This is a genomic window from Pantoea sp. VS1 (assembly GCF_002207995.1).
Taxonomy (GTDB): Bacteria; Pseudomonadota; Gammaproteobacteria; order Enterobacterales; family Enterobacteriaceae; genus Pantoea; species Pantoea dispersa.
The window spans coordinates 100,212-119,103 of sequence record NZ_NHZE01000044.1 but is presented as its reverse complement, the minus strand read 5'-3'; the positions used below and the strand labels follow the sequence as shown (position 1 = coordinate 119,103).

The 18,892-nt window shown below is 59.8% G+C and carries 13 protein-coding genes and 3 tRNA genes; 6 read left to right on the top strand and 10 right to left on the bottom strand.

Going from position 1 to position 18,892, the window contains the following annotated elements; translation table 11 throughout:
* Window positions 1-225: 225 nt before the first annotated feature.
* The 4 genes from rlmM to CBW22_RS16765 all read right to left on the bottom strand — a co-directional run bounded on the left by rlmM (window position 226) and on the right by CBW22_RS16765 (window position 3,249).
* Window positions 226-1,326, bottom strand: a complete 1,101-nt coding sequence (gene rlmM / locus CBW22_RS16785; protein ID WP_021507383.1) for a 23S rRNA (cytidine(2498)-2'-O)-methyltransferase RlmM — start codon at window positions 1,324-1,326, stop codon at window positions 226-228.
* Window positions 1,319-1,714, bottom strand: a complete 396-nt coding sequence (locus CBW22_RS16780; RefSeq protein WP_021507384.1) for a DUF423 domain-containing protein — start codon at window positions 1,712-1,714, stop codon at window positions 1,319-1,321. The genes rlmM and CBW22_RS16780 overlap by 8 nt, the downstream gene beginning before the upstream one ends.
* Window positions 1,715-1,764: 50 nt before the next feature.
* A complete protein-coding gene (locus tag CBW22_RS16775; protein ID WP_010616414.1) occupies window positions 1,765-2,682 on the bottom strand; it encodes a transcriptional regulator GcvA in 918 nt (305 codons plus the stop codon).
* A 342-nt stretch (window positions 2,683-3,024) separates the two neighbouring features.
* On the bottom strand, window positions 3,025-3,249 hold the full coding sequence (locus CBW22_RS16765; protein ID WP_010616412.1) for a YgdI/YgdR family lipoprotein: 225 nt from the start codon (window positions 3,247-3,249) through the stop codon (window positions 3,025-3,027).
* 208 nt (window positions 3,250-3,457) lie between these two features.
* Here CBW22_RS16765 and csdA point away from each other — a divergent pair, with 208 nt between their 5' ends.
* Together csdA and csdE are read left to right on the top strand one after the other, a co-directional pair.
* Window positions 3,458-4,663, top strand: a complete 1,206-nt coding sequence (gene csdA / locus CBW22_RS16760; RefSeq protein ID WP_088517234.1) for a cysteine desulfurase CsdA — start codon at window positions 3,458-3,460, stop codon at window positions 4,661-4,663.
* 4 nt (window positions 4,664-4,667) lie between these two features.
* A complete protein-coding gene (gene csdE, locus CBW22_RS16755; protein WP_058771612.1) occupies window positions 4,668-5,120 on the top strand; it encodes a cysteine desulfurase sulfur acceptor subunit CsdE in 453 nt (150 codons plus the stop codon).
* Here csdE and tcdA read toward each other — a convergent pair.
* A complete protein-coding gene (gene tcdA, locus CBW22_RS16750) occupies window positions 5,108-5,914 on the bottom strand; it encodes a tRNA cyclic N6-threonylcarbamoyladenosine(37) synthase TcdA (protein WP_021507387.1) in 807 nt (268 codons plus the stop codon). The two genes, csdE and tcdA, sit on opposite strands and share 13 nt — an antisense overlap.
* Before the next feature lie 60 nt (window positions 5,915-5,974).
* On the bottom strand, window positions 5,975-7,123 hold the full coding sequence (gene mltA, locus CBW22_RS16745; protein WP_021507388.1) for a murein transglycosylase A: 1,149 nt from the start codon (window positions 7,121-7,123) through the stop codon (window positions 5,975-5,977).
* A 207-nt stretch (window positions 7,124-7,330) separates the two neighbouring features.
* Between mltA and CBW22_RS16740 the strand changes: the two genes are divergently transcribed.
* The 3 genes from CBW22_RS16740 (at window position 7,331) to CBW22_RS16730 (ending at window position 7,665) form a co-directional block, all read left to right on the top strand.
* Window positions 7,331-7,407: transfer RNA gene (locus CBW22_RS16740), tRNA-Met, on the top strand.
* Between the two features lie 52 nt (window positions 7,408-7,459).
* Window positions 7,460-7,536 (top strand) — tRNA-Met (locus CBW22_RS16735).
* Between the two features lie 52 nt (window positions 7,537-7,588).
* Window positions 7,589-7,665: transfer RNA gene (locus CBW22_RS16730), tRNA-Met, on the top strand.
* An 88-nt stretch (window positions 7,666-7,753) separates the two neighbouring features.
* Here the strand turns inward: CBW22_RS16730 and amiC are convergent.
* A complete protein-coding gene (gene amiC / locus CBW22_RS16725) occupies window positions 7,754-8,989 on the bottom strand; it encodes an N-acetylmuramoyl-L-alanine amidase AmiC (RefSeq protein WP_088517233.1) in 1,236 nt (411 codons plus the stop codon).
* A gap of 232 nt (window positions 8,990-9,221) precedes the next feature.
* Between amiC and argA the strand changes: the two genes are divergently transcribed.
* Window positions 9,222-10,550 (top strand): amino-acid N-acetyltransferase, encoded by a 1,329-nt coding sequence (gene argA, locus CBW22_RS16720; RefSeq protein ID WP_021506712.1) that lies wholly within the window; start codon window positions 9,222-9,224, stop codon window positions 10,548-10,550.
* Between the two features lie 51 nt (window positions 10,551-10,601).
* On the opposite strand, the gene recD is transcribed toward argA, so the two are convergent.
* The 3 genes from recD to ptrA are packed head-to-tail and all read right to left on the bottom strand — an operon-like array spanning window position 10,602 to window position 18,879.
* The gene (recD, locus tag CBW22_RS16715) at window positions 10,602-12,449 is read right to left on the bottom strand and encodes an exodeoxyribonuclease V subunit alpha (RefSeq protein WP_058757057.1); all 1,848 of its coding nucleotides are present in this window, start codon (window positions 12,447-12,449) and stop codon (window positions 10,602-10,604) included.
* The gene (recB, locus tag CBW22_RS16710; RefSeq protein WP_088517232.1) at window positions 12,446-15,985 is read right to left on the bottom strand and encodes an exodeoxyribonuclease V subunit beta; all 3,540 of its coding nucleotides are present in this window, start codon (window positions 15,983-15,985) and stop codon (window positions 12,446-12,448) included. The genes recD and recB overlap by 4 nt, the downstream gene beginning before the upstream one ends.
* Window positions 15,982-18,879, bottom strand: coding sequence for a pitrilysin (gene ptrA, locus CBW22_RS16705; protein WP_088517231.1), 2,898 nt, complete (start codon window positions 18,877-18,879; stop codon window positions 15,982-15,984). The genes recB and ptrA overlap by 4 nt, the downstream gene beginning before the upstream one ends.
* Between the last annotated feature and the right edge of the window lie 13 nt (window positions 18,880-18,892).

Sequence of the window (18,892 nt, the reverse complement as noted above, 5' to 3'; positions counted from 1 at the left end):
CGGTTGCGGTTTTGGTAGCGGCGCAATTTATTGCGCGATGAATCGCGCCGCTACAAATGTTATGCGGCCTGCAGTTACCTGCATTAATACGAAGCAGCCAATCTGCGAAATAATTTGTGCTAGCGCAAGGCGGCAAGCCTGGGAGTCCCCGGGAGCATACATTAGTATGTGATCGGGGCGAGCAGGCGCAGCCAACGCCGCGATAGTGCAAAGTATGAAGCAGAACTAGCGTTCGTCGCGCCGTCCGCCGACTGCCGCCCAGATCCGGCGCACATGCACGGTCACTTCTTCGCGGTCGTGATACAGCTGGCGCGCCTGGATCTGCGCGTTTACGCCCTTCTCCTTCAGCGCCGCGTCCATCATTGCCAGGTTCTGCGTAACTTCTTCATAGCGCTTTTTCATTGGCAGCTTGAGGTTGAAGATCGCCTCACGGCACCAGCCGTTGACCAGCCATTCGGTCATCAGGCTGGCGACGCGCACCGGTTTTTCCACCATGTCGCACACCAGCCAGCTGATGTTGCTGCGCGGCGGGCGGAATTTGAACCCATCTTCGCGGCAGTGCGTAACCTGTCCGGTATCCATCAGGCTTGGTGCCATCGGGCCGTTATCCACCGCGTAGACCCACATGCTGCGCTTCACCAGCTGATAGGTCCAGCCGCCGGGGCAGGCACCGAGATCGACCGCATACATGCCGCTGCCCAACCGTTCATCCCACTCATCGGCCGGCACGAACACATGGAATGCTTCTTCCAGCTTCAGCGTAGAGCGGCTTGGCGCATCGGCCGGGAACTTCAGGCGCGGAATGCCCATGTAAAACGGCGAGTTGTTGTGAGGCAGCGAATAACCAACGTAGCAGGTGCCCGGCGCGATAAAGAACACATGCACCACCGGACGTTTATTGCTCTCATAATTCAGCAGGATTTTGCTGTCGCGCAGGCTGGCGCGCAGCGGTACCGTCAGCTTGCGGCAAAATTTGGTCAGCTCTTTGGCTTCATTGGTGTCGGGCACTTCAACGCGCAGCTCGCCGCCCTTCTCCACTACGCCGCTCAGCATGCCGACGATCGGGGTAATACGATCTTCTGGCGGGAGATCGCGCAGCAGCTCGCCCACCACCAGCATTTGCCGGGCAAAAATCAGCTCCGCGAACGGCAGCGTGGCGATCAGTTTTTCCGCCTCTTCCGGCTGATAGCACTCAAACAGCACGTAACCGGCGTCATCTTTAACACGCGGAAAACCGTAGATTTCGCGCTCCGCTGCTTTGGCACTGATTTCTGCCGCACACTCTTTCTCAAATCCCGGACGGCAATAGAGTAAAACTTTATTCATGGCGATCTGCCTTTCGTTTCAGACGCAGCGCGCCAATCAACATCAAAAACCAGCCAATCAGGAAGCACAGGCCTCCAACCGGCGTAACAAACACCCAAAACTTCAGGTGCGACAGCGCCAGACAATACAGGCTGCCGCTGAACAGGACGATACCCAGCGCCATCGCGGCGCTACTCCAGTAAAACCAGATATTGGCGCGACGCAGCATCGCTGCGCCAATACCGATAATCGCCAGCGTATGATACGCCTGATATTCAAGGCCGGTATGGATCCACGCCATCTCGGCCGCGCCGAGCGCTTTGCTCAGCACGTGCGCCCCAAAAGCACCAAACGCCACCAGCAGAAAGCCGCTGATGGCGGCAAATATAAACATGGCACGACTGGACATTCATTTATCCTCAAGGTGAAACCGCACATCACTGTGCGGCAGGCAACGCGTTAGTGATCGTAGCGGAAGCGGAATTTTTCTTGTTCAGTTGCGGCTTTTTCCAGAATCCACTGCCGAAAGGCGGCTATTTTACCCAGTTCTGCCTGGCTGTCATGACAAACCAGATAAAAAGCATTTTTACTCACTAAGACATCGTTGAAAGGACAGACCAGACGTCCGGCCTCAATTTCACTCTGCGCCATCACGTTATTGGCCAGCGCCACGCCCTGGCCGTGGATCGCCGCCTGCAGCACCATGGCGCTGTGGCTGAAGATCGGCCCCTGCTGAACGTTAATGTGCTGCAAGCCCAGCTGACGAATATAGGATTGCCAGTCACGGCGCGAGGCGTCATGCAGCAGCGTGAAATGCGCCAGATCGGCCGGTGATTTGAGCGGATTGTCGCCGGTCAGCAGCAGCGGCGAGCAGACCGGCAGCAGATATTCGGCATACAATTTCTCTACCCGCAAACCGGGCCAGTTGCCGCGGCCGTAAAAAATCGCCACGTCGACATCGTCGGCCAGCTTCTCCTCATCACGGTCCACCGCCTGGATACGCACATCAATGCCCGGATAAGCCAGATTAAAGCTGGAGAGGCGCGGAACCAGCCACTGAATGGCGAAACTCGGCAACAGGCTGACGGTGAGTGCCCCTTTGGCACTGCGCGCCTGCAGTTTGCGCGTGGCATCGTTCAGTGCCGAAAAAATCTCTTTGATATCGAGATAGTAGCTTTGGCCCTCTTCGGTCAGTAACAGCGAACGATTGCGCCGGCGAAACAGCTTGAGACCGAGAAAATCTTCCAGCGATTTAATCTGATGGCTGACAGCCGCCTGGGTGACAAACAGCTCCTCAGCGGCTTTGGTGAAACTCAAATGACGGGCCGCAGCGTCGAAGACGCGAAGAGCATTAAGCGGCGGAAGGCGTTTTGACATGGTTTTCCGTACCCGGATTGACAGCGTAACACTGCAACTTATACAAAGTCGTTACGTATTAGATTTTTTAATCCGAGACATTATAATTTGTCCGTTGAGGAAGCTCCAGCAAATACCTATAGTTGCCGCACTTCCTGAGCCGGAACGAAAAGATTTCTGGAAACGTGCGAGAGATCGCAGACTTTTAGAGAGCTTTTGGCTTGTGGTCGTGATGTTGTGTTTGCATTTTGATCTGACGATTGCAGATCAAACTTTTAATTCCTGTAGATTTACCCTGTCTGTCCATAGTGATTTTAAATAGCACCGCAAATTGCGGTGCTTTTTTTTACCTGCTAACCGGGCTTACTGGCCCATTTCCACCATCTCTTTCACATCTGAGCGGTTAATCTGCTGCTCGTTGCCATTGGCATCTTTATAGCTGATCATACCGGTTTCATCGTCAACTTTTGGTTTGCCATCCGCAACAATGGTGCGACCATCATTGGTATGCATGACGTAGTTGCTGGAACAGGCGGCCAGGGTAAAGGCCATGGTGCACACGGCCAGCACTGCGGCGAGTTTATTCATCTTCTATCTCCTTGCAGATTGATTGCATTAAACCACCCGCGTGCGCTGACCAGTGGTAGCAAACAGAGCGATCGACTGGAACAGACCGATTCGTTATGCGGGTTTCGGTTCAAACCTTGCAATAATTAGCATAACGCGCTTTTCCAGCTTTGCCAGGCCACGGCGTGGCTTTCAGCCTGGTCCTAACATCCAAGTAAGTGAGCTGAGTATGACCCATTTCTCTCCTGGCGAGTTTCGTCAGCAGTTTCCCGCGCTGAGCGATGCGGGTGTCTATCTCGACAGCGCTGCCACCGCGCTGAAGCCGCAGGCGGTGATTGACGCGACCGCGCAGTTTTATTCGCTGAGCGGCGGCACCGTCCACCGCAGCCAGTTCGCCGCTGCCCGCGCGCTGACGGCACAATATGAACAGGCGCGGGCGCGCGTGGCGCACTGGCTGCAGGCGGCGGACGATCGGCAAATCGTCTGGACGCGTGGCACCACGGAGGCCATCAACCTGGTGGCGCACAGCTGGCTGGCGCCGCGCCTGCAGCCGGGCGACGAGATTGTGGTGAGCGAAGCCGAGCACCACGCCAATCTGGTGCCGTGGCTGATGGTGGCGCAGGCCAGCGGCGCGAAAGTGGTGAAATGGCCGATTGGCGCAGACCGGCGGCCGGATATCGCCCTGCTGCCGCAGCTGCTCAACGCGCGCACCCGGCTGCTGGCGATAGGTCAGATGTCTAACGTGACCGGCGGCTGTCCGGATCTGGCGCAGGCGATTACGCTGGCGCACGGCGTCGGGGCGAAAGTGATGGTGGATGGCGCGCAGGGCGTGGTGCACTGCCCGCCGGATGTGCAGGCGCTGGATATCGACTTCTACGCCTTTTCCGCGCACAAGCTGTACGGCCCGATGGGCACTGGCGTGCTGTACGGCAAAGCGGAGCTGCTGGACGCGATGCCGCCGTGGCAGGGCGGCGGCAAAATGCTGACGCAGGTCGATTTCAGCGGCTTCACGCCGCAGCCGGTGCCGTGGCGCTTTGAAGCAGGCACGCCGAACGTGGCGGGCGTGGTCGGGCTGAGTGCGGCGCTGGACTGGCTGGGGCAGTACGATGCGGAAAAAGCCGAACGCTGGAGCCAGCAGCTGGCCAGCCTTGCCGAAGAGCAACTCAGCGCTATTCCCGGCTTCCGCAGTTTCCGCTGCGGCAGCGCCAGCCTGCTGGCGTTTGATATCGCCGGTATTCACCACAGCGATATCGTGACGCTGCTGGCGGAACAGGGCATCGCGTTGCGCGCCGGCCAGCACTGTGCCCAGCCGCTGATGGCGGCGCTTGGCGTCAGCGGCACGCTGCGCGTCTCATTTGCCCCCTATAATAATCTGCAGGACGTGGACGCGCTGGTGCGCGCGATGCGCCATGCCGTGGATTTACTGAGTGAGTAACGTAATGACATCAGCCCTGCTTGCCCCCCATCCGTTTGGTGACCTGATTACCGAAGCCAGCCTGACGGAGAAGTTTGCCCATTTTCATCAGTGGGAAGATCGCTATCGCCAGCTGATTCAGCTCAGCCGCCAGCTGCCGGCGCTGCCGGAGGCGCTGAAAACGGCGGACATTGAGCTGTCCGGTTGCGAAAACCGCGTCTGGCTCAGCAGCCAGCAGCGGGCCGACGGCACGCTGCATTTTTACGGCGACAGCGAGGGACGCATTGTGCGCGGATTGCTGGCGGTGCTGCTGACAGCGGTGGAAGGAAAAACGCCCGCGGCGCTGTTAGCCACAGACCCGCTGGCGCTGTTTGATACCTTAGGGCTGCGCGCGCAGCTGAGCGCCTCGCGCAGCAGTGGTTTACAGGCGCTGGCTGAGGCGGTACAGCGCGCCGCCCGCGCGCATCAGGCAGACTGACGCGCCGCGCGCGCGAGGAATTTTTTCAGCGCGTGCGACACAGCAACAAAACCAAAGGTGGCGGTCACCATGGTGGCCGCACCAAAGCCGGCGGCACAGTCCATGCGCTTTGGCCCTTCCGCCGTGCTGCGCGAAGCGCATACGCTGCCGTCCGGCTGCGGATACACCAGCGCCTCGGTAGAGAACACGCAGTCGATCCCCAGTTTACCCTTGCTGTTTTTCACTACGCCAAAATCGCTTTTCAGCCGCTCGCGCAGTTTGGCAGCCAGCGGATCCTGAATGGTTTTGGCTAAGTCACTGACCTGAATCTGCGTAGGATCGATCTGTCCGCCAGCGCCACCGGTAGTGATCAGCGGGATCTTATTGCGCCGGCACCAGGCAATCAGCGCAGCCTTGGGGCGCACGCTATCAATCGCGTCAATCACATAGTCGAACCCCGCTGCCATCAGCTCCGCGGTATTGTCCGGCGTGATAAAGTCATCGATGCAGATCACCTCACACTCCGGATTGATGGCATGAATACGCTGCGCCATCACCTCGGTTTTCGCCTGGCCGACATGCCCCTGCAACGCATGAATCTGACGGTTGGTATTGGTAATACACACATCGTCCATGTCGATCAGGGTAATTTTACCGATGCCGGTGCGCGCCAGCGCTTCGGCCGCCCAGGAACCGACGCCGCCGATGCCGATGACGCAGAAATGCGCGTCAGCAAAACGCTGCAGTGCTTCCTGCCCGTAGAGACGCGCCGTGCCGCCAAATCGCTGGCGCCAGGCGTCGCTGACAACTTTCATAGCTAACCTTTTAGTACGATGCGCAGACGCGCACCCGACAAACCCAGGGTGCGCAGCCTATCAATTTGCGCCGATAATCAATGAACCATTATTGCCGTTTTGCGGATTGCTGAACAGCGGCTGGCCGGTTCCCGGCGCGGCTTTCAGCACCCAGACGCGGCCATAATGGTTGTAGAAGCCCGCCAGATGCGCCGCATCCGGGCCGACGCCCTGGTAGATATCGAAGTGCTGGCCTTTAATCGCGCCGCCCACGTCCAGCGCGACCATCAGGCGCATCTCATATTTGCCGTTGAATTTGCCCTTCTCATTCAGCTGCGGCACTTCAGCCAGCAGCGCCGTACCGGCGGGAATCAGCGAACGATCGGACGCCACCGAGGCTTTGGCAATCAGCGGTACCGCGCTGGCACCGCGCACCGGCACATACTCTTCCGGCTTAAAGAACACGAACGACTGGTTGGTTTCCAGTACGTTGCGCACTTCCTGCGGCGAGTGCTCCTGCGCCCACTGCCGAATCGCCTGCATCGACATATCTTCGCGCTTCACTTCACCGCGATCGATCAGCTCTTTACCAATACTGTGGTAAGCCCAGCCGTTCTTGCCGCCGTAGCCGAAGAAGCGCAGCGGACGGCCATCGCCGAAATCGACATAGCCGCTGCCCTGCACGTCCATCATAAAGTTGTCGATCAGCGAGTTGCTCCAGGCAATCACATAACGCTCATCCAGTGCGCCACTATAGATAGAAGCGCGGCTTGGCAGCTTCTGTCCGCGCGGACGCGGCGGCATGCGATAAATCGGATACTGGAATTCGCCCTGACGGGTATAACGCGCTTCCACCACCGGCGTGTAGTAACCGGTAAACTGTACGTTGCCGTAGCTGTCGGTGCCTTCCATCTGATAGGCGTTCAGGCCGAACTGGCGCAGCTGACGCGTATCGGCGCCGGAGAGCAGCCAGTTCTGAATCGCACTGTAAGTGCCGAGGTTGCGGCCATACAGACCGGACGACGCCGACTGGATCTGCTGCACCTGCAGGCCGAAATCACGGCCATTGACCGGACGCCCTTTGGCGTTCGGCTCATTCACCAGCCCGAGCGGTTGCTCCAGCTTGCCATCAATATATTGCTGACCGCGATCGGTCGGCTTAGAGCTACAACCGGCTAACAGCGCCAGAAATGCGCCAGTAAGTGCATACTTCGCCCAATGTCCTTTCATTACCTTCTCTTTTTAAGCTGGTTGTTTGCACGGCGACGATAGCAAAGGGGCAGACAGAATGAAATCTGCCGCAGGCTAGCGCGCTCACATCTGTATAATAAATCGTCCAATGGCCAAATAATTCAGCAACTGTTTGTCTATTTAGCGCTTTAACGCAAAAAAGGGGTTGCATCATCATACGCCCGGTGTATAGTGCGCATCCACGGACGCGGGGTGGAGCAGCCTGGTAGCTCGTCGGGCTCATAACCCGAAGGTCGTCGGTTCAAATCCGGCCCCCGCAACCAATTCTTCGTGATGAAGAGACAATGTGGCAAGTCGCTTAGCGCGACAGACGGACGCGGGGTGGAGCAGCCTGGTAGCTCGTCGGGCTCATAACCCGAAGGTCGTCGGTTCGAATCCGGCCCCCGCAACCAATTGTCTTAACGAAGAATACAATGTGCAAAGTCGCTCAGTGCGACAGACGGACGCGGGGTGGAGCAGCCTGGTAGCTCGTCGGGCTCATAACCCGAAGGTCGTCGGTTCGAATCCGGCCCCCGCAACCACTTCTTCTGACGAAGAACATCACAACACCCTGACGGGTGTTTTTTTGTTTCTGCGCCCGGTAAAAAGCGGCATCGCTGCCGCCCTGCCCTAACGTCGTGCCAGCACGCCGCCTTTGTCAAAATACGCCTTAATACCGTGCAGAATGGCTTCCGCCACCTGATGCTGATAGCGCGGCGTACGCAGCTTCCGCTCCTCTTCGACGTTACTGATAAACGCCGTTTCCACCAGAATCGACGGGATATCCGGCGCTTTCAGCACCGCAAAGCCGGCCTGATCCACCGTGCGTTTATGCAGGTGGTTAATGTGGCCCATGCGCGTCAGCACTTCTTTGCCAAACTTCAGACTGTCGCTGATGGTCTGCCGCTGCACCATATCGAACATGGTGTGGTCGAGATAGCGATCGCCGCTCATGCTGACCCCGCCGATCAAATCCGCTTCGTTCTGCGTCTGGGCGAGAAATCGCGCGGCGGCCGAGGTTGCGCCGCTGGTGGAGAGCGCGAAGACCGAAGAGCCGCGCGCCGCCCGGCTGGTAAAAGCATCGGCGTGAATCGAGACAAACAGATCGGCGCGCTGTTTGCGCGCTTTCGCTACCCGCACGCGCAGCGGTATAAACACATCTTCGTTGCGCGTCATGTAAGCCTTCATATTACGTTCTTTGTCGATCAGCGCTTTCAGATAGCGTCCAATCTTCAGCACGATATCTTTCTCGCGCGTTTTGTACTTGCCGTGCGCGCCGAAATCTTCCCCGCCGTGACCGGGATCGATCATGATAATAATCGGTCGATCGCGCCCGGCTTTACCCGGTAGCGGCGCCTGCGCCGGTTGATCGCGCTCCAGTTCGCCCTGGTTGTAATCCTTCAGTAACGCCAGCAGCGGATCCTCTTCCTGTGACGACTGGCTGGGATAGAGATCGACCACCAGCCGGTGGCGAATACCCGCGACCGGATCGAGGGTGAAGGTTTTCGGTGCCACGCTGCGCTTCAGCTCCAGCACCACGCGCACCGTGGTGGGATCGAACTGACCGACGCGCGCGGTTTTAATGTAGGGATCGTCCACCCGCACCAGCTTATCGATGCCTTTCAGCGCGCTGTTGATGTGCAGGTTCTGGATATCGATCACCAGCCGTTCAGGATTGCTCAGCGTGAACTGCTTATAGTGCAGCGCGACGCTGGATTCCAGCGTCACGCGCGAGTAAGTCGAGGATGGCCAGATGCGCACGGCCACAATGTGCTGACTGGCCGCAAAACCGCTGCGCGTCACGCTCAGCAACCACAGCGCACCTGCGCCCTGTAAAAGTCGTCTTCGGGTAAAAGCTTCGGACATGCCGCTCCAGCTACTGTGTTATGTCTAAAAAATCGTCAGTTGACGAGCAGAAGGCGAAAACTTTATTCAATGAGGAATGTCTTGTCTTGCCGGAAAAACCAGATAATGCAGTCTGTTAGCGTGGCTTGCATCAGGAAAATCGTAAAGTAACGTCAGGTCCGATGCTTGCAAAAAGCGGCGAAAGAGCATAAAAATACATAAATTTCGAATAACCATTCACAGAGGGTTTGCCGTGAAGGAACGCAGTACCGAACTGGTTCAGGGTTTTCGCCATACCGTTCCCTATATTAATGCCCACCGTGACAAGACGTTTGTCATCATGCTGGGTGGCGAGGCCATCGAGCATGAGAACTTCTCCAGCATCGTTAACGATATCGGCCTGTTGCATAGTCTCGGCATTCGCCTGGTGGTGGTTTATGGCGCGCGGCCGCAGATCGATGCCAGCCTCGCGCAGCAGCAGCTGGAGCCGATTTATCACAAACACACCCGCGTGACCGATGCCCAATCGCTGGAGCTGGTGAAGCAGGCGGCCGGGCGTTTACAGCTCGATATTACGGCGCGTCTGTCGATGAGCCTGAACAATACGCCGCTGCAGGGCGCGCATATTAATGTGGTGAGCGGTAACTTCATCATCGCTCAGCCGCTGGGCGTGGATGACGGCGTCGATTACTGCCACAGCGGCCGCATCCGCCGGATTGACGAAGAGGCGATCCATCGTCAGCTGGATAACAATGCCATTGTGCTGCTGGGGCCGGTGGCGGTCTCGGTGACCGGCGAAAGCTTTAACCTGACCTCGGAAGAGGTGGCGACGCAGCTGGCGATTAAGCTGAAAGCCGAGAAGATGATCGGTTTCTGCTCCGAACAGGGCGTAACCGACCGCGAAGGCACCATCATTTCCGAGCTGTTCCCGAACGAGGCGCAGACGCGTATTGATGAAATGGAGAGCGACGGTGATTTTCTCTCCGGTACCGTGCGCTTCCTGCGTGGCGCGGTCAAAGCCTGCCGCAGCGGCGTGCGCCGCAGCCATCTGATTAGCTATCAGGAAGATGGCGCACTGCTGCAGGAACTGTTCTCGCGTGACGGTATCGGTACGCAGATTGTCATGGAGTCGGCCGAGCAGATTCGCCGCGCCAACATCAACGACATCGGCGGGATTCTCGAACTGATTCGTCCGCTGGAGCAGCAGGGCATTCTGGTGCGCCGTTCGCGCGAGCAGCTGGAGATGGAGATCGACAAATTCACCATTATTCAGCGCGACAATATGACCATCGCCTGCGCGGCGCTCTATCCGTTCCCGGACGAGCAAATCGGCGAGATGGCCTGCGTGGCGGTGCACCCCGACTATCGCAGCTCGTCACGCGGCGAGCTGCTGCTGGAGCGCGTGGCGCTGCAGGCGCGGCAGATGGGGCTGAAGAAGCTGTTCGTGCTGACCACGCGCAGCATCCACTGGTTCCAGGAGCGCGGCTTCACGCCGGTGGATATTGAGTCGCTGCCTGAAAGCAAAAAGCAGATGTACAACTATCAGCGTCGTTCCAAAGTGCTGATGGCAGACTTACGCTAAGCGCCAGCGCACCTTACGCGCCGCTGAGGGAAAGTCCCCGCGGCGGCGCAATCATCTGCCCTCTTCTCCCCCTAAGCGATCCAGCAGCCCGCTGCGCCGCTGCGTGCGCAGCTGCACCGCGCGCCGGAACACCGCTTCATCACTGAACAGCGTCAGCTGGCTGCGCGCCCGGGTAATGGCGGTGTAAATCAGCTCGCGCGTCAGTACCGGCAGGAACTGAGCCGGCATCACCAGCGCGGTGTGGTCAAACTCTGAACCCTGTGATTTGTGCACCGTCATCGCCCATGCCGTGTCATGGGCCGGCAGGCGACTTGGCTGTACCGCTTTGATGCTGCCATCAGGCAGCGGGAAAAACACCTTGAGCAGCCCTTCCTCATCGAACAGCGTAATGCCGATGTCACCATTGAACAGGCCAAGCGCGCTGTCGTTACGCGTCACCATCACCGGACGCCCCTGATACCAGCGGCTGCCCCCTGCCGGACGACGAATCAGCTGCAGCTGCATCAGCTTGTGCTCAATACGCTGATTGAGCCCCTGCACGCCAAATGGCCCTTCGCGCAGCGCGCACAGCAACTGATAACGGCCAAATGCAGCAATCACCTCGGCCGGTGCGGCACGCTGGTTAATCAGCTGGAGAAATGGCCGATAGCCTTCGGCAATCTGCGTCAGCATCGCCTGATACGCTTCGGCATCGTTGAGCGGCTGGCGCACGATATCACTGAAGCCCGCCTGAAAGGCCGCCTCGACCGCCTGCGCTTCGCCGGCGTTGACCGCCGCAGCCAGCTGACCGATGCCGGAGTGCGCCGCAAAACGGTAGCTTTTGCGCAGCAGGCAGATGGCATCACGCACCGCCGGGGCCACCGCATCATCGGTGCCGGCAACCTCGCAGCCGGTCAGCGTGGTGAGCTGCAGCGCGCGCACCGGACTGTAGCCCGCCTCAGCACAGCGGCAGATATCCCCGAGTACCGCACCGGCTTCAACCGAGGCCAGCTGGTCGCGATCGCCGAGAAAAATCACCCGCGCGTGAGCGGGCAGCGCGGCGATCAGGTTTGCCATCATGCCAAGATCGACCATTGAAGCTTCATCGACCACCAGCACGTCGAGATGCAGCGGGTTACCGGCGTGGTAGCGCAGGCGCTGCGTCTCCGGCTGGGCACCGAGTAAACGGTGCAGCGTGGTGGCTTCTGCCGGAAAACGCTGGCGCTCCGCATCGCTGACGTCGAGACTGCGCAGCGCCTTACCCAGCGACTCGGTGAGCCGCGCCGCCGCCTTGCCGGTAGGCGCGGCCAGCTGAATGCGCAGGGTTCCCTCACTGAGGCGAATCAGCGCCGCCAGCAGCTTCGCCACCGTGGTGGTTTTGCCGGTGCCAGGCCCGCCGGAGATCACCGCAGTTTTTTGCGTCAGCGCCACCGCCGCCGCAATTTTCTGCCAGTCCTCAGGCTGGCTGCCGAAAAAGGTATCCAGCACGCTGCGCACCTGTTCGGGCGCAAACAGCTGCGGCGCCGCCTGTGGCTGGAAGAAGCGCGCCACTTCCCCTTCGTGATGCCAGAGCCGGTGCAGATAGAGCCGGTTATCACGCAGCACCACCGGCGCCGGGCGATCGCTGGCGCTGAGCGCCTGCCAGTCCGCCAGCAGCGTCGGCCAGTCCTGCGGCTCGCCGGCGGCCTGCCAGATGGCGTGCGCCAGCTCCGGATGACGACCGCTGAACAGCCCTTCGCGGGTAAGCTGCGACAGCGGCAGGCAGACGTGACCGTCACCGGCTTCCGCGCTGAGACAGGCAGCCGCCAGCAGATGCGCGGGCCGATCGTCGTCGGCCAGCAGCCGGGCAAACTGAATATCCAGCGCCCGCAGCAGGCGCAGTTCTGCCGCCTGTGCCAATAGCGTACTCATGCTACTCATGCTGCTGCTCCCGGCCCGCGAAACAGGCTATCCAGTTGTGAAACGAAATCTGACGTTGGTCGGGTATGGAACACCCCGTTATCCGGCGAGCTGCCATCCATGCCGCGTAAAAACAGATAGAATACGCCGCCAAAATGCTGTTCATAATCGTAATCCGTCAGGCGGTGCTGCAAATAGCGATGCAGCGCCAGCGTATACAGCTGATACTGCAAATCGTAACGGTGGTCGATCATCGCCTGCGCCATCGCCTGCGGTGTGTATGCCTGATGGCTCTCGCCCAGCCAGTTAGATTTGTAATCCAGCAGATAGTATTTGCCCTGCCAGCGAAATACCAGGTCGATGAAGCCTTTCAGCATGCCCTGCACCTGACGGAAGTCGAGCGGCGGCGCCTGACGCGACAGCGGATCCTGCCGCATCAAAGCGTCCAGCGCCGGTGCCGTCAGCAGTCCATCAATCGGCAGATAGAACTCCATCTCGATCAGGCGATTGCCCGGTGTGATGTCGCTCAGCCGGATCCCTTCAGTGTTGAGCGGCGTGTTCACCACGCGGGTAATCCACTCGCTCAGCATCGGCTGCCAGTGCAGCGGATAGCCGCTCTGCTGCAACTGCTGTTCCAGCTGCGGCGCTGACGGCGGCTGGGTGAAGTCGAGCGATTCAAACAGCGTATGCAGGAAAGTCCCGGGCGCTGCGCCACGCGGGAAATGGTGCGGCGTCAGCGCGGCTTCCAGCACTTCCGCCTCGCGATCTTCCCCGACCGCTTCCGCATCGAAGCCCGGCATCACATCCAGCAGACGGTGACTGCCGTGCTGCTGCAGCCCGGAGTAGCTGGTAACACGCCACGGATCGGCCAGCGCGCGCGTGACGCTGCGCGCATCCAGCTCATCGTCAACCTTGTCCAGCGCCTGCCAGCGTTCATGGCCCTGCGGCTGCGCCAGCACCACTTCGGTTCCGGTCACGCTGATGTCGTGCAGTAAACTCGCCAGCTGTTCTGCGGTGGCCGGCTCGCCGCGCTGCAGCAGGAAACCCAGCGCGCTTTTATGTAAATCGCTCTCGCCCTCTTTCTTGCGCGTGCCGCGAAACAGCGGTGCCACGCCGACGCTGCAGTGATACACCGAACGCGTCAGCGCCACGTACAGCAGGCGTAAATCCTCTGCCAGCCGCTCCTGCTCTGCCAGCGCCAGACTTTGCTCATCATTCTGCAAATCCAGCACCGCGTTGTAATGCTCGCGGTCGTGATAAAGAGCGATATCGGCCTCGCGGAAACCGGCGGCAAACGGCAGCCACACCAGCGGATACTGTAACCCCTTGGATTTATGGATAGTGACAATCTGCACCAGGTGGCGGTCGCTCTCCAGCCGCAGCTGCTGGCTGGCCGACTGGCTGTCCGGTCGGGCAATTTGCTGCGCCAGATAACGCACCAGCGCGTGCGGACTGTCGAGCTGGGCCGCCGCCTCCTGCAGCAGTTCGCCGAGGTGCAGCAGATCGGTCAGGCGACGCTCGCCGTTCTCTGAGGCCAGCAGGTTTTCTGCCAGCTGGCGTTCCAGCATTAGCTGACGCAGCATCGGCAGTACGCCACGCTGGTGCCACAATTGCTGCCAGCGGGCAAAGGTATCCACCAGCGCATCCCAGCCGCGTGCATCCTGATCCAGCGCGTCCAGCTGCGCGGCATCAAAGGCAAACAGCGACGTGGCCAGCGCGGTGCGCAGCATACGCTCCTGCTCGGGTGCAAGGATCGCCTGCAGCAGCCACAGCAGTTCTCGCGCCTCGGGCGTGGTATACACGCTGTCGCGGTTGGAGAGATACACCGAAGGGATGCCGAGCTGATTGAGCGCGGCGCGAATCAGATTGGCTTCGTTCCGGCTGCGCACCAGTACGGTGATGTCCGAGGCCTGCACCGGCCGCTGATCAGGCGTTTTGCCCAGCAGCGCGCGCTGTTGCTGACCCGCCTGCAGCCAGCGGCTGATATCGGCGGCGCACTGCTGCGCCATCAGCTGCTGGTATTCGCTGACGCTGCAGCCTGCGCCCGGCTGTAGCCAGAAGCGCAGCGCGGCCTGCTGCTCGCCGTCGATACTCAGCGACAAACGCTGATTGGGCGGCGCGGCATTGACCGGCAGAAACGGGATGTCCGCAAACAGAAACGGGGCGGGCTGGCGCATAAACAGCTGATTGACGCTCTCCACCATCGCCGGTGACGAGCGCCAGTTGGTATCCAGCGTGTAGTGCGCGTGAACTTCACTGCGCGCGCGAATATAGGTAAAGATGTCCGCACCGCGGAAGGCGTAGATTGCCTGTTTCGGGTCGCCAATCAGCAGCAGCGCATGCTGCGGCTGCTGTAAATAGAGCGTGCGGAAAATACGGTACTGCAGCGGGTCGGTATCCTGGAATTCGTCAATCAGCGCCACCGGAAAGCGCTGGCGAATCGCCTGCGCCAGCTGCTCGCCGCCGGGCTGTTGCAGCGCCTCGTCCAGCCGGCTCAGCAGATCGTCAAACCCCAGCAGCGCCTGCAGGCGTTTCTCTTTACGCACCGCGTGACGCACCTCCACCAGCGCGCGTGCAATCACCAAATCGCGCAGCGACAGCGGCTGCGCCAGGAATGTATCAATGGCGGCAAACAACGGGTGCTGCGGTGGCGCGCCCTTTTTGGTTTTTTCATTGAGCACCTGCTGACCGAAACGCGCCAGCTCGGCGGGAATCTGGTAATCCGCGGTCTCGCTCTGCGCCCAGGCGCTGATTTTGCTGACCCACAGCGGCAGGTTTTTGCTGCTGTAGCTGCGCTTATCGACATCAGACTGCCCGACCAGCGTCAGCACCTCTTCGCCCCGCGCCCGCCACTGCGCTTTCATTTCGGCAATGCGCGCCAGGTTGCTGCTGTGGCGCGATGTCAGGGTTTCACTGTCGTGCGGCGCCAGGCGCAGGCTGGGCGACTCGCCCTGCAGCCACGGGCGCAGCGTCGACAATAACTGTTCCGGCCCGCTCCATTCCGCAACGATGACGCGCGCAATATCCAGCGTCAGCGGATAGCAGTGGCGCCGCCAGAAATCCGCCGTCGCCTGACGCAACAGCAGCTGTTCATCTTCAATCAGCTGCTGCTCGAACAGCATACCGGACTCAAACGCGTTGAGATTGAGCATGCGCTGGCAGAAGCCGTGAATGGTGAAAATCGCCGCCTCGTCCATCTGACGTTCCGCTGCCAGCAACAGCGAGGCCGCCTCAGCGGGCTGGGCAATGTCGGCCAGCAGCTGCATCAGCATCGGATTTGCGCTGACGCCGCGCAGACACGCCAGCCGCAGCTCATGAATATTTTCCCGGATACGGCCGCGCAGTTCGGCGGTGGCGGCTTCGGTAAAGGTCACCACCAGAATCTCTTCCACCGACAGCGGGCGCGCATAGGCATTCTGCCCGCCGAGTCCCAGCAGCAAACGCAGGTAGAGCAGACCAATGGTAAAGGTCTTACCGGTGCCGGCGGAGGCCTCAATCAGACGCTCACCCTGCAGCGGCAGCGTCAGGGGATTGAGCGATTCAGGGCGCTGACTCATGGCGCATCACTCTTCACGGAGAGCGACTGCTGCAGCCGGGCGACTTCATCCCAGGTAGTAAAGCCCGGCAGCGGCGCGTAATCCGCATCGTGGGTGCCATCGTGACTGCCGCCAATCTGCGAGATCATCGCCATGCCCTGCTGCGCCAGCACGGCCTGATGGAAAAAGTCAGCCAGGCTGGCCGGTGTCAGCTGCTGAATTTGCGCAATGGCTTTTTCGCGCGTATCAAACGCGAAGTTCTGGCGATTGAAATCACGACTGTAGCGGTTGGCTTCTTCATCCAGCGTTTGCGGACGCTGTTTCAGATCGTTGATCAGTGCCTGCTGATACTGGGCGAAATCCTCCGCTTTCATGCTGCGCAGACGCTGTTCCGCCTGCGGATAGAACGCCTGGAAACGCTGCAGCAGATAAGCGGGCGCTTTACTGTTGCTTTGCAGCAGGAAGCCAATGCCCCACTGGCGACCAATCGGCATCTGATAAGCGAACACCGCATAGCCCAGTTGCTCCTCGGTGCGCAGCTGATTGTAGAACCACGGCTGCACAATCTGGCTCAGCATGGTGCTGTTAGCCATACTTTGATACTCGCTGTAGCCGAGCGGCACATACAGCGTCGCCAGCGCCGAGTCGGTGCTGCTGCCGGTTTTCTGCAGGTTGGCTTTGATCGGCTTATCCACCACCACATAATCGCTGTGCCAGTAACCGTGCCCCGTGCTGTGCAGCTGCTGTTTAAGCTCTTCACCCAGCTGCCTGACGCGATCGGCCGACAGATTGCCGACCACCATCATTTCCGGCGTGGCGTGCTGGATCAGCGCATCGCGGTAATCCATCACCTCCTGCAGCGTGATCTGTTTCACCAGCTGGCGTCGCGCCTCACGCTGGGTGTAGGGCAGCTGGGACAGCATTTGCATCGGCTGAATCGCCTGTTCAAACGCTTTGCCCTTTTCCGCTGCTTCCAGCCGATCCAGATACCAGGATTTCGCCTGCTCGAGCTGCTGCGCATCCGGCTGGAAGCTGGCGTAGCCTTCAACCAGCTTTTTCAGCAGCTCCGGCAGGCGCTGGGTGAAGCCGCTGGCATTGAACACCAGCCCGTCGTCCTCACCGGTAGAGAAGCTGATGCCGCCCACCGAAGCCTGCGAATTCAGCTCATCCAGCGCCAGGCTGGAGAGGTAGTCGTTGAGTCCAAACAACACCTGCTGGCGCGCATCGCTGATCGCGGATTTGTTTCGCAGTGCGAGCGTAATAGCGGCCTTCGGCTCGCTGGCGTAGAACTGGCTCGGCATCCAGTAGATGCGCATGCTGTCGCCATTGGTCAGCGCCACCGGATGATCGTAATGCTTACCGTCAGACGGGATGAGGGAGAAATCCGACGGAATGTAGGGATTCAGGGTCGGCAGCGACAGCGGAATCTGCTGCGCCTGCTGCTGCCAGTCGCTAAACTGCGCGGCGCTGATTTTATCCACCTGATAAGGCGCATTCACAAAGTAAGCCTGTTTGTTGTGCGGCTCAGCGGGACTGATGTACCAGATGCGGGCGTTCTGCGGCGTCATCTCAGCCAGACGGGCGCTGATCGCGGCCGCATCATAGCGGTCGGCCAGATAAGGCGCATCCAGCGTATGCGTCACCGGCACGCGCAGCATGGTATCCACCAGCCACTCAATGTAATCCATATCGCGGGTAATTGATGGATAGCGGAAATCCAGCGCCAGCACGTGCGCAACTTCATCGAAATAGCGCTTGTCGATGCCTTGTTTGCGCAGCATATCAAGGTAGCTGAATACTGCAGCCACCACGCGATCGCGCTGCGCCAGACCTTTGTCGGTCAGCGAAACAGAGATGGCAAACACGCCGCTGTTGCGCTCGGTCATCGGATCCGCGCCGGCATTGACGCCATCCGCCAGTCCCTGCTGCTGTAACCAGTCGTTCAGGGTATTTTTGCTGCGGTTGCCCAGCAGATAGCTGATTAAGGTGTCGGTTTTGCTGCGGAACTGGTCGCTGTCGTTGGCGATGCGAAACTCAATTTTCAGCTGCTTGCGCGGCTGCGCTGGCACGTAATGAATGATGATGCCTTTCTGCGCATCGGTGACCACCGGCACGGTAATGTCCGGCACGCTGGCCTGATGATTGGCCACGCGACCAAAGGTCTGTGCAGCGATCGTCGCCATCTCCGGCAGCGGTTTGTTACTGTAAATCACCGCTTTCATCAGATTCGCCGAATAGTGGCGATGATAGAAATCGAGCAGCGCCTGATGCAGGTTGCTGTCGGGTTTGTCACTCAGGGTATCAAGGTTACCGCCCGAATAACGCGAGCCGGGGTGCGCCGGATTGAGGGTTTCCGCACCAACCTGCGCCATACGCAGCCCATCGCGCGAGCGTGCCATCGTCAGCTCAGCGTTAACCGCATGCCGCTCGCGGTCCGCGTTGGTCGGGTCGAGCAGGGGTTGCGCAATCGCATCCGCCAGACGATCCACCGCCGGTTGCAGCGCATCGTTTTCGACTTCCAGGTAAAACGCGGTGCGGTACGAGGCTGTGCTGGCATTGTGGCTGCCACCGTGCTTCTTGAGAAACTCCGCCAGGTTATCCGGCTGCGGATAATTTTTTGACCCCATCAGCACCATGTGTTCCAGATAGTGTGCCAGGCCCAGCTGACTGTCGGGATCGTCCAGAGAACCGATCGGTAACGTCAGCGCTGCCAGTGATTTCGGCGCGGCAGCATCCGACACCAGCAGCACCGTCATGCCGTTGCTCAGGGTAATGGCCTGATAACTGCGCGGATCGTGATCGCTCTTGCGGATGGTTTCATCAATCGGCTGCCAGCCGCGCCCGTCGTCGGCAAAGGCATTCAGCGCCAGCATGCTCAGCAGCAGCGCTCCTATCCAGCGTGCGTAAATCCGCATTTCAACCCCTTAA

What these genes read in the sequence shown, in the direction of transcription:
- recD (WP_058757057.1), bottom strand. Translation starts at nt 12,449, where the DNA reads ATGAGTAGCATGAGTACGCTATTGGCACAGGCGGCAGAACTGCGCCTG.
- mltA (WP_021507388.1), bottom strand. Translation starts at nt 7,123, where the DNA reads ATGAAAGGACATTGGGCGAAGTATGCACTTACTGGCGCATTTCTGGCG.
- CBW22_RS16780 (WP_021507384.1), bottom strand. Translation starts at nt 1,714, where the DNA reads ATGTCCAGTCGTGCCATGTTTATATTTGCCGCCATCAGCGGCTTTCTG.
- rlmM (WP_021507383.1), bottom strand. Translation starts at nt 1,326, where the DNA reads ATGAATAAAGTTTTACTCTATTGCCGTCCGGGATTTGAGAAAGAGTGT.
- tcdA (WP_021507387.1), bottom strand. Translation starts at nt 5,914, where the DNA reads ATGAAAGTTGTCAGCGACGCCTGGCGCCAGCGATTTGGCGGCACGGCG.
- csdA (WP_088517234.1), top strand. Translation starts at nt 3,458, where the DNA reads ATGACCCATTTCTCTCCTGGCGAGTTTCGTCAGCAGTTTCCCGCGCTG.
- recB (WP_088517232.1), bottom strand. Translation starts at nt 15,985, where the DNA reads ATGAGTCAGCGCCCTGAATCGCTCAATCCCCTGACGCTGCCGCTGCAG.
- csdE (WP_058771612.1), top strand. Translation starts at nt 4,668, where the DNA reads ATGACATCAGCCCTGCTTGCCCCCCATCCGTTTGGTGACCTGATTACC.
- CBW22_RS16775 (WP_010616414.1), bottom strand. Translation starts at nt 2,682, where the DNA reads ATGTCAAAACGCCTTCCGCCGCTTAATGCTCTTCGCGTCTTCGACGCT.
- ptrA (WP_088517231.1), bottom strand. Translation starts at nt 18,879, where the DNA reads ATGCGGATTTACGCACGCTGGATAGGAGCGCTGCTGCTGAGCATGCTG.
- CBW22_RS16765 (WP_010616412.1), bottom strand. Translation starts at nt 3,249, where the DNA reads ATGAATAAACTCGCCGCAGTGCTGGCCGTGTGCACCATGGCCTTTACC.
- amiC (WP_088517233.1), bottom strand. Translation starts at nt 8,989, where the DNA reads ATGTCCGAAGCTTTTACCCGAAGACGACTTTTACAGGGCGCAGGTGCG.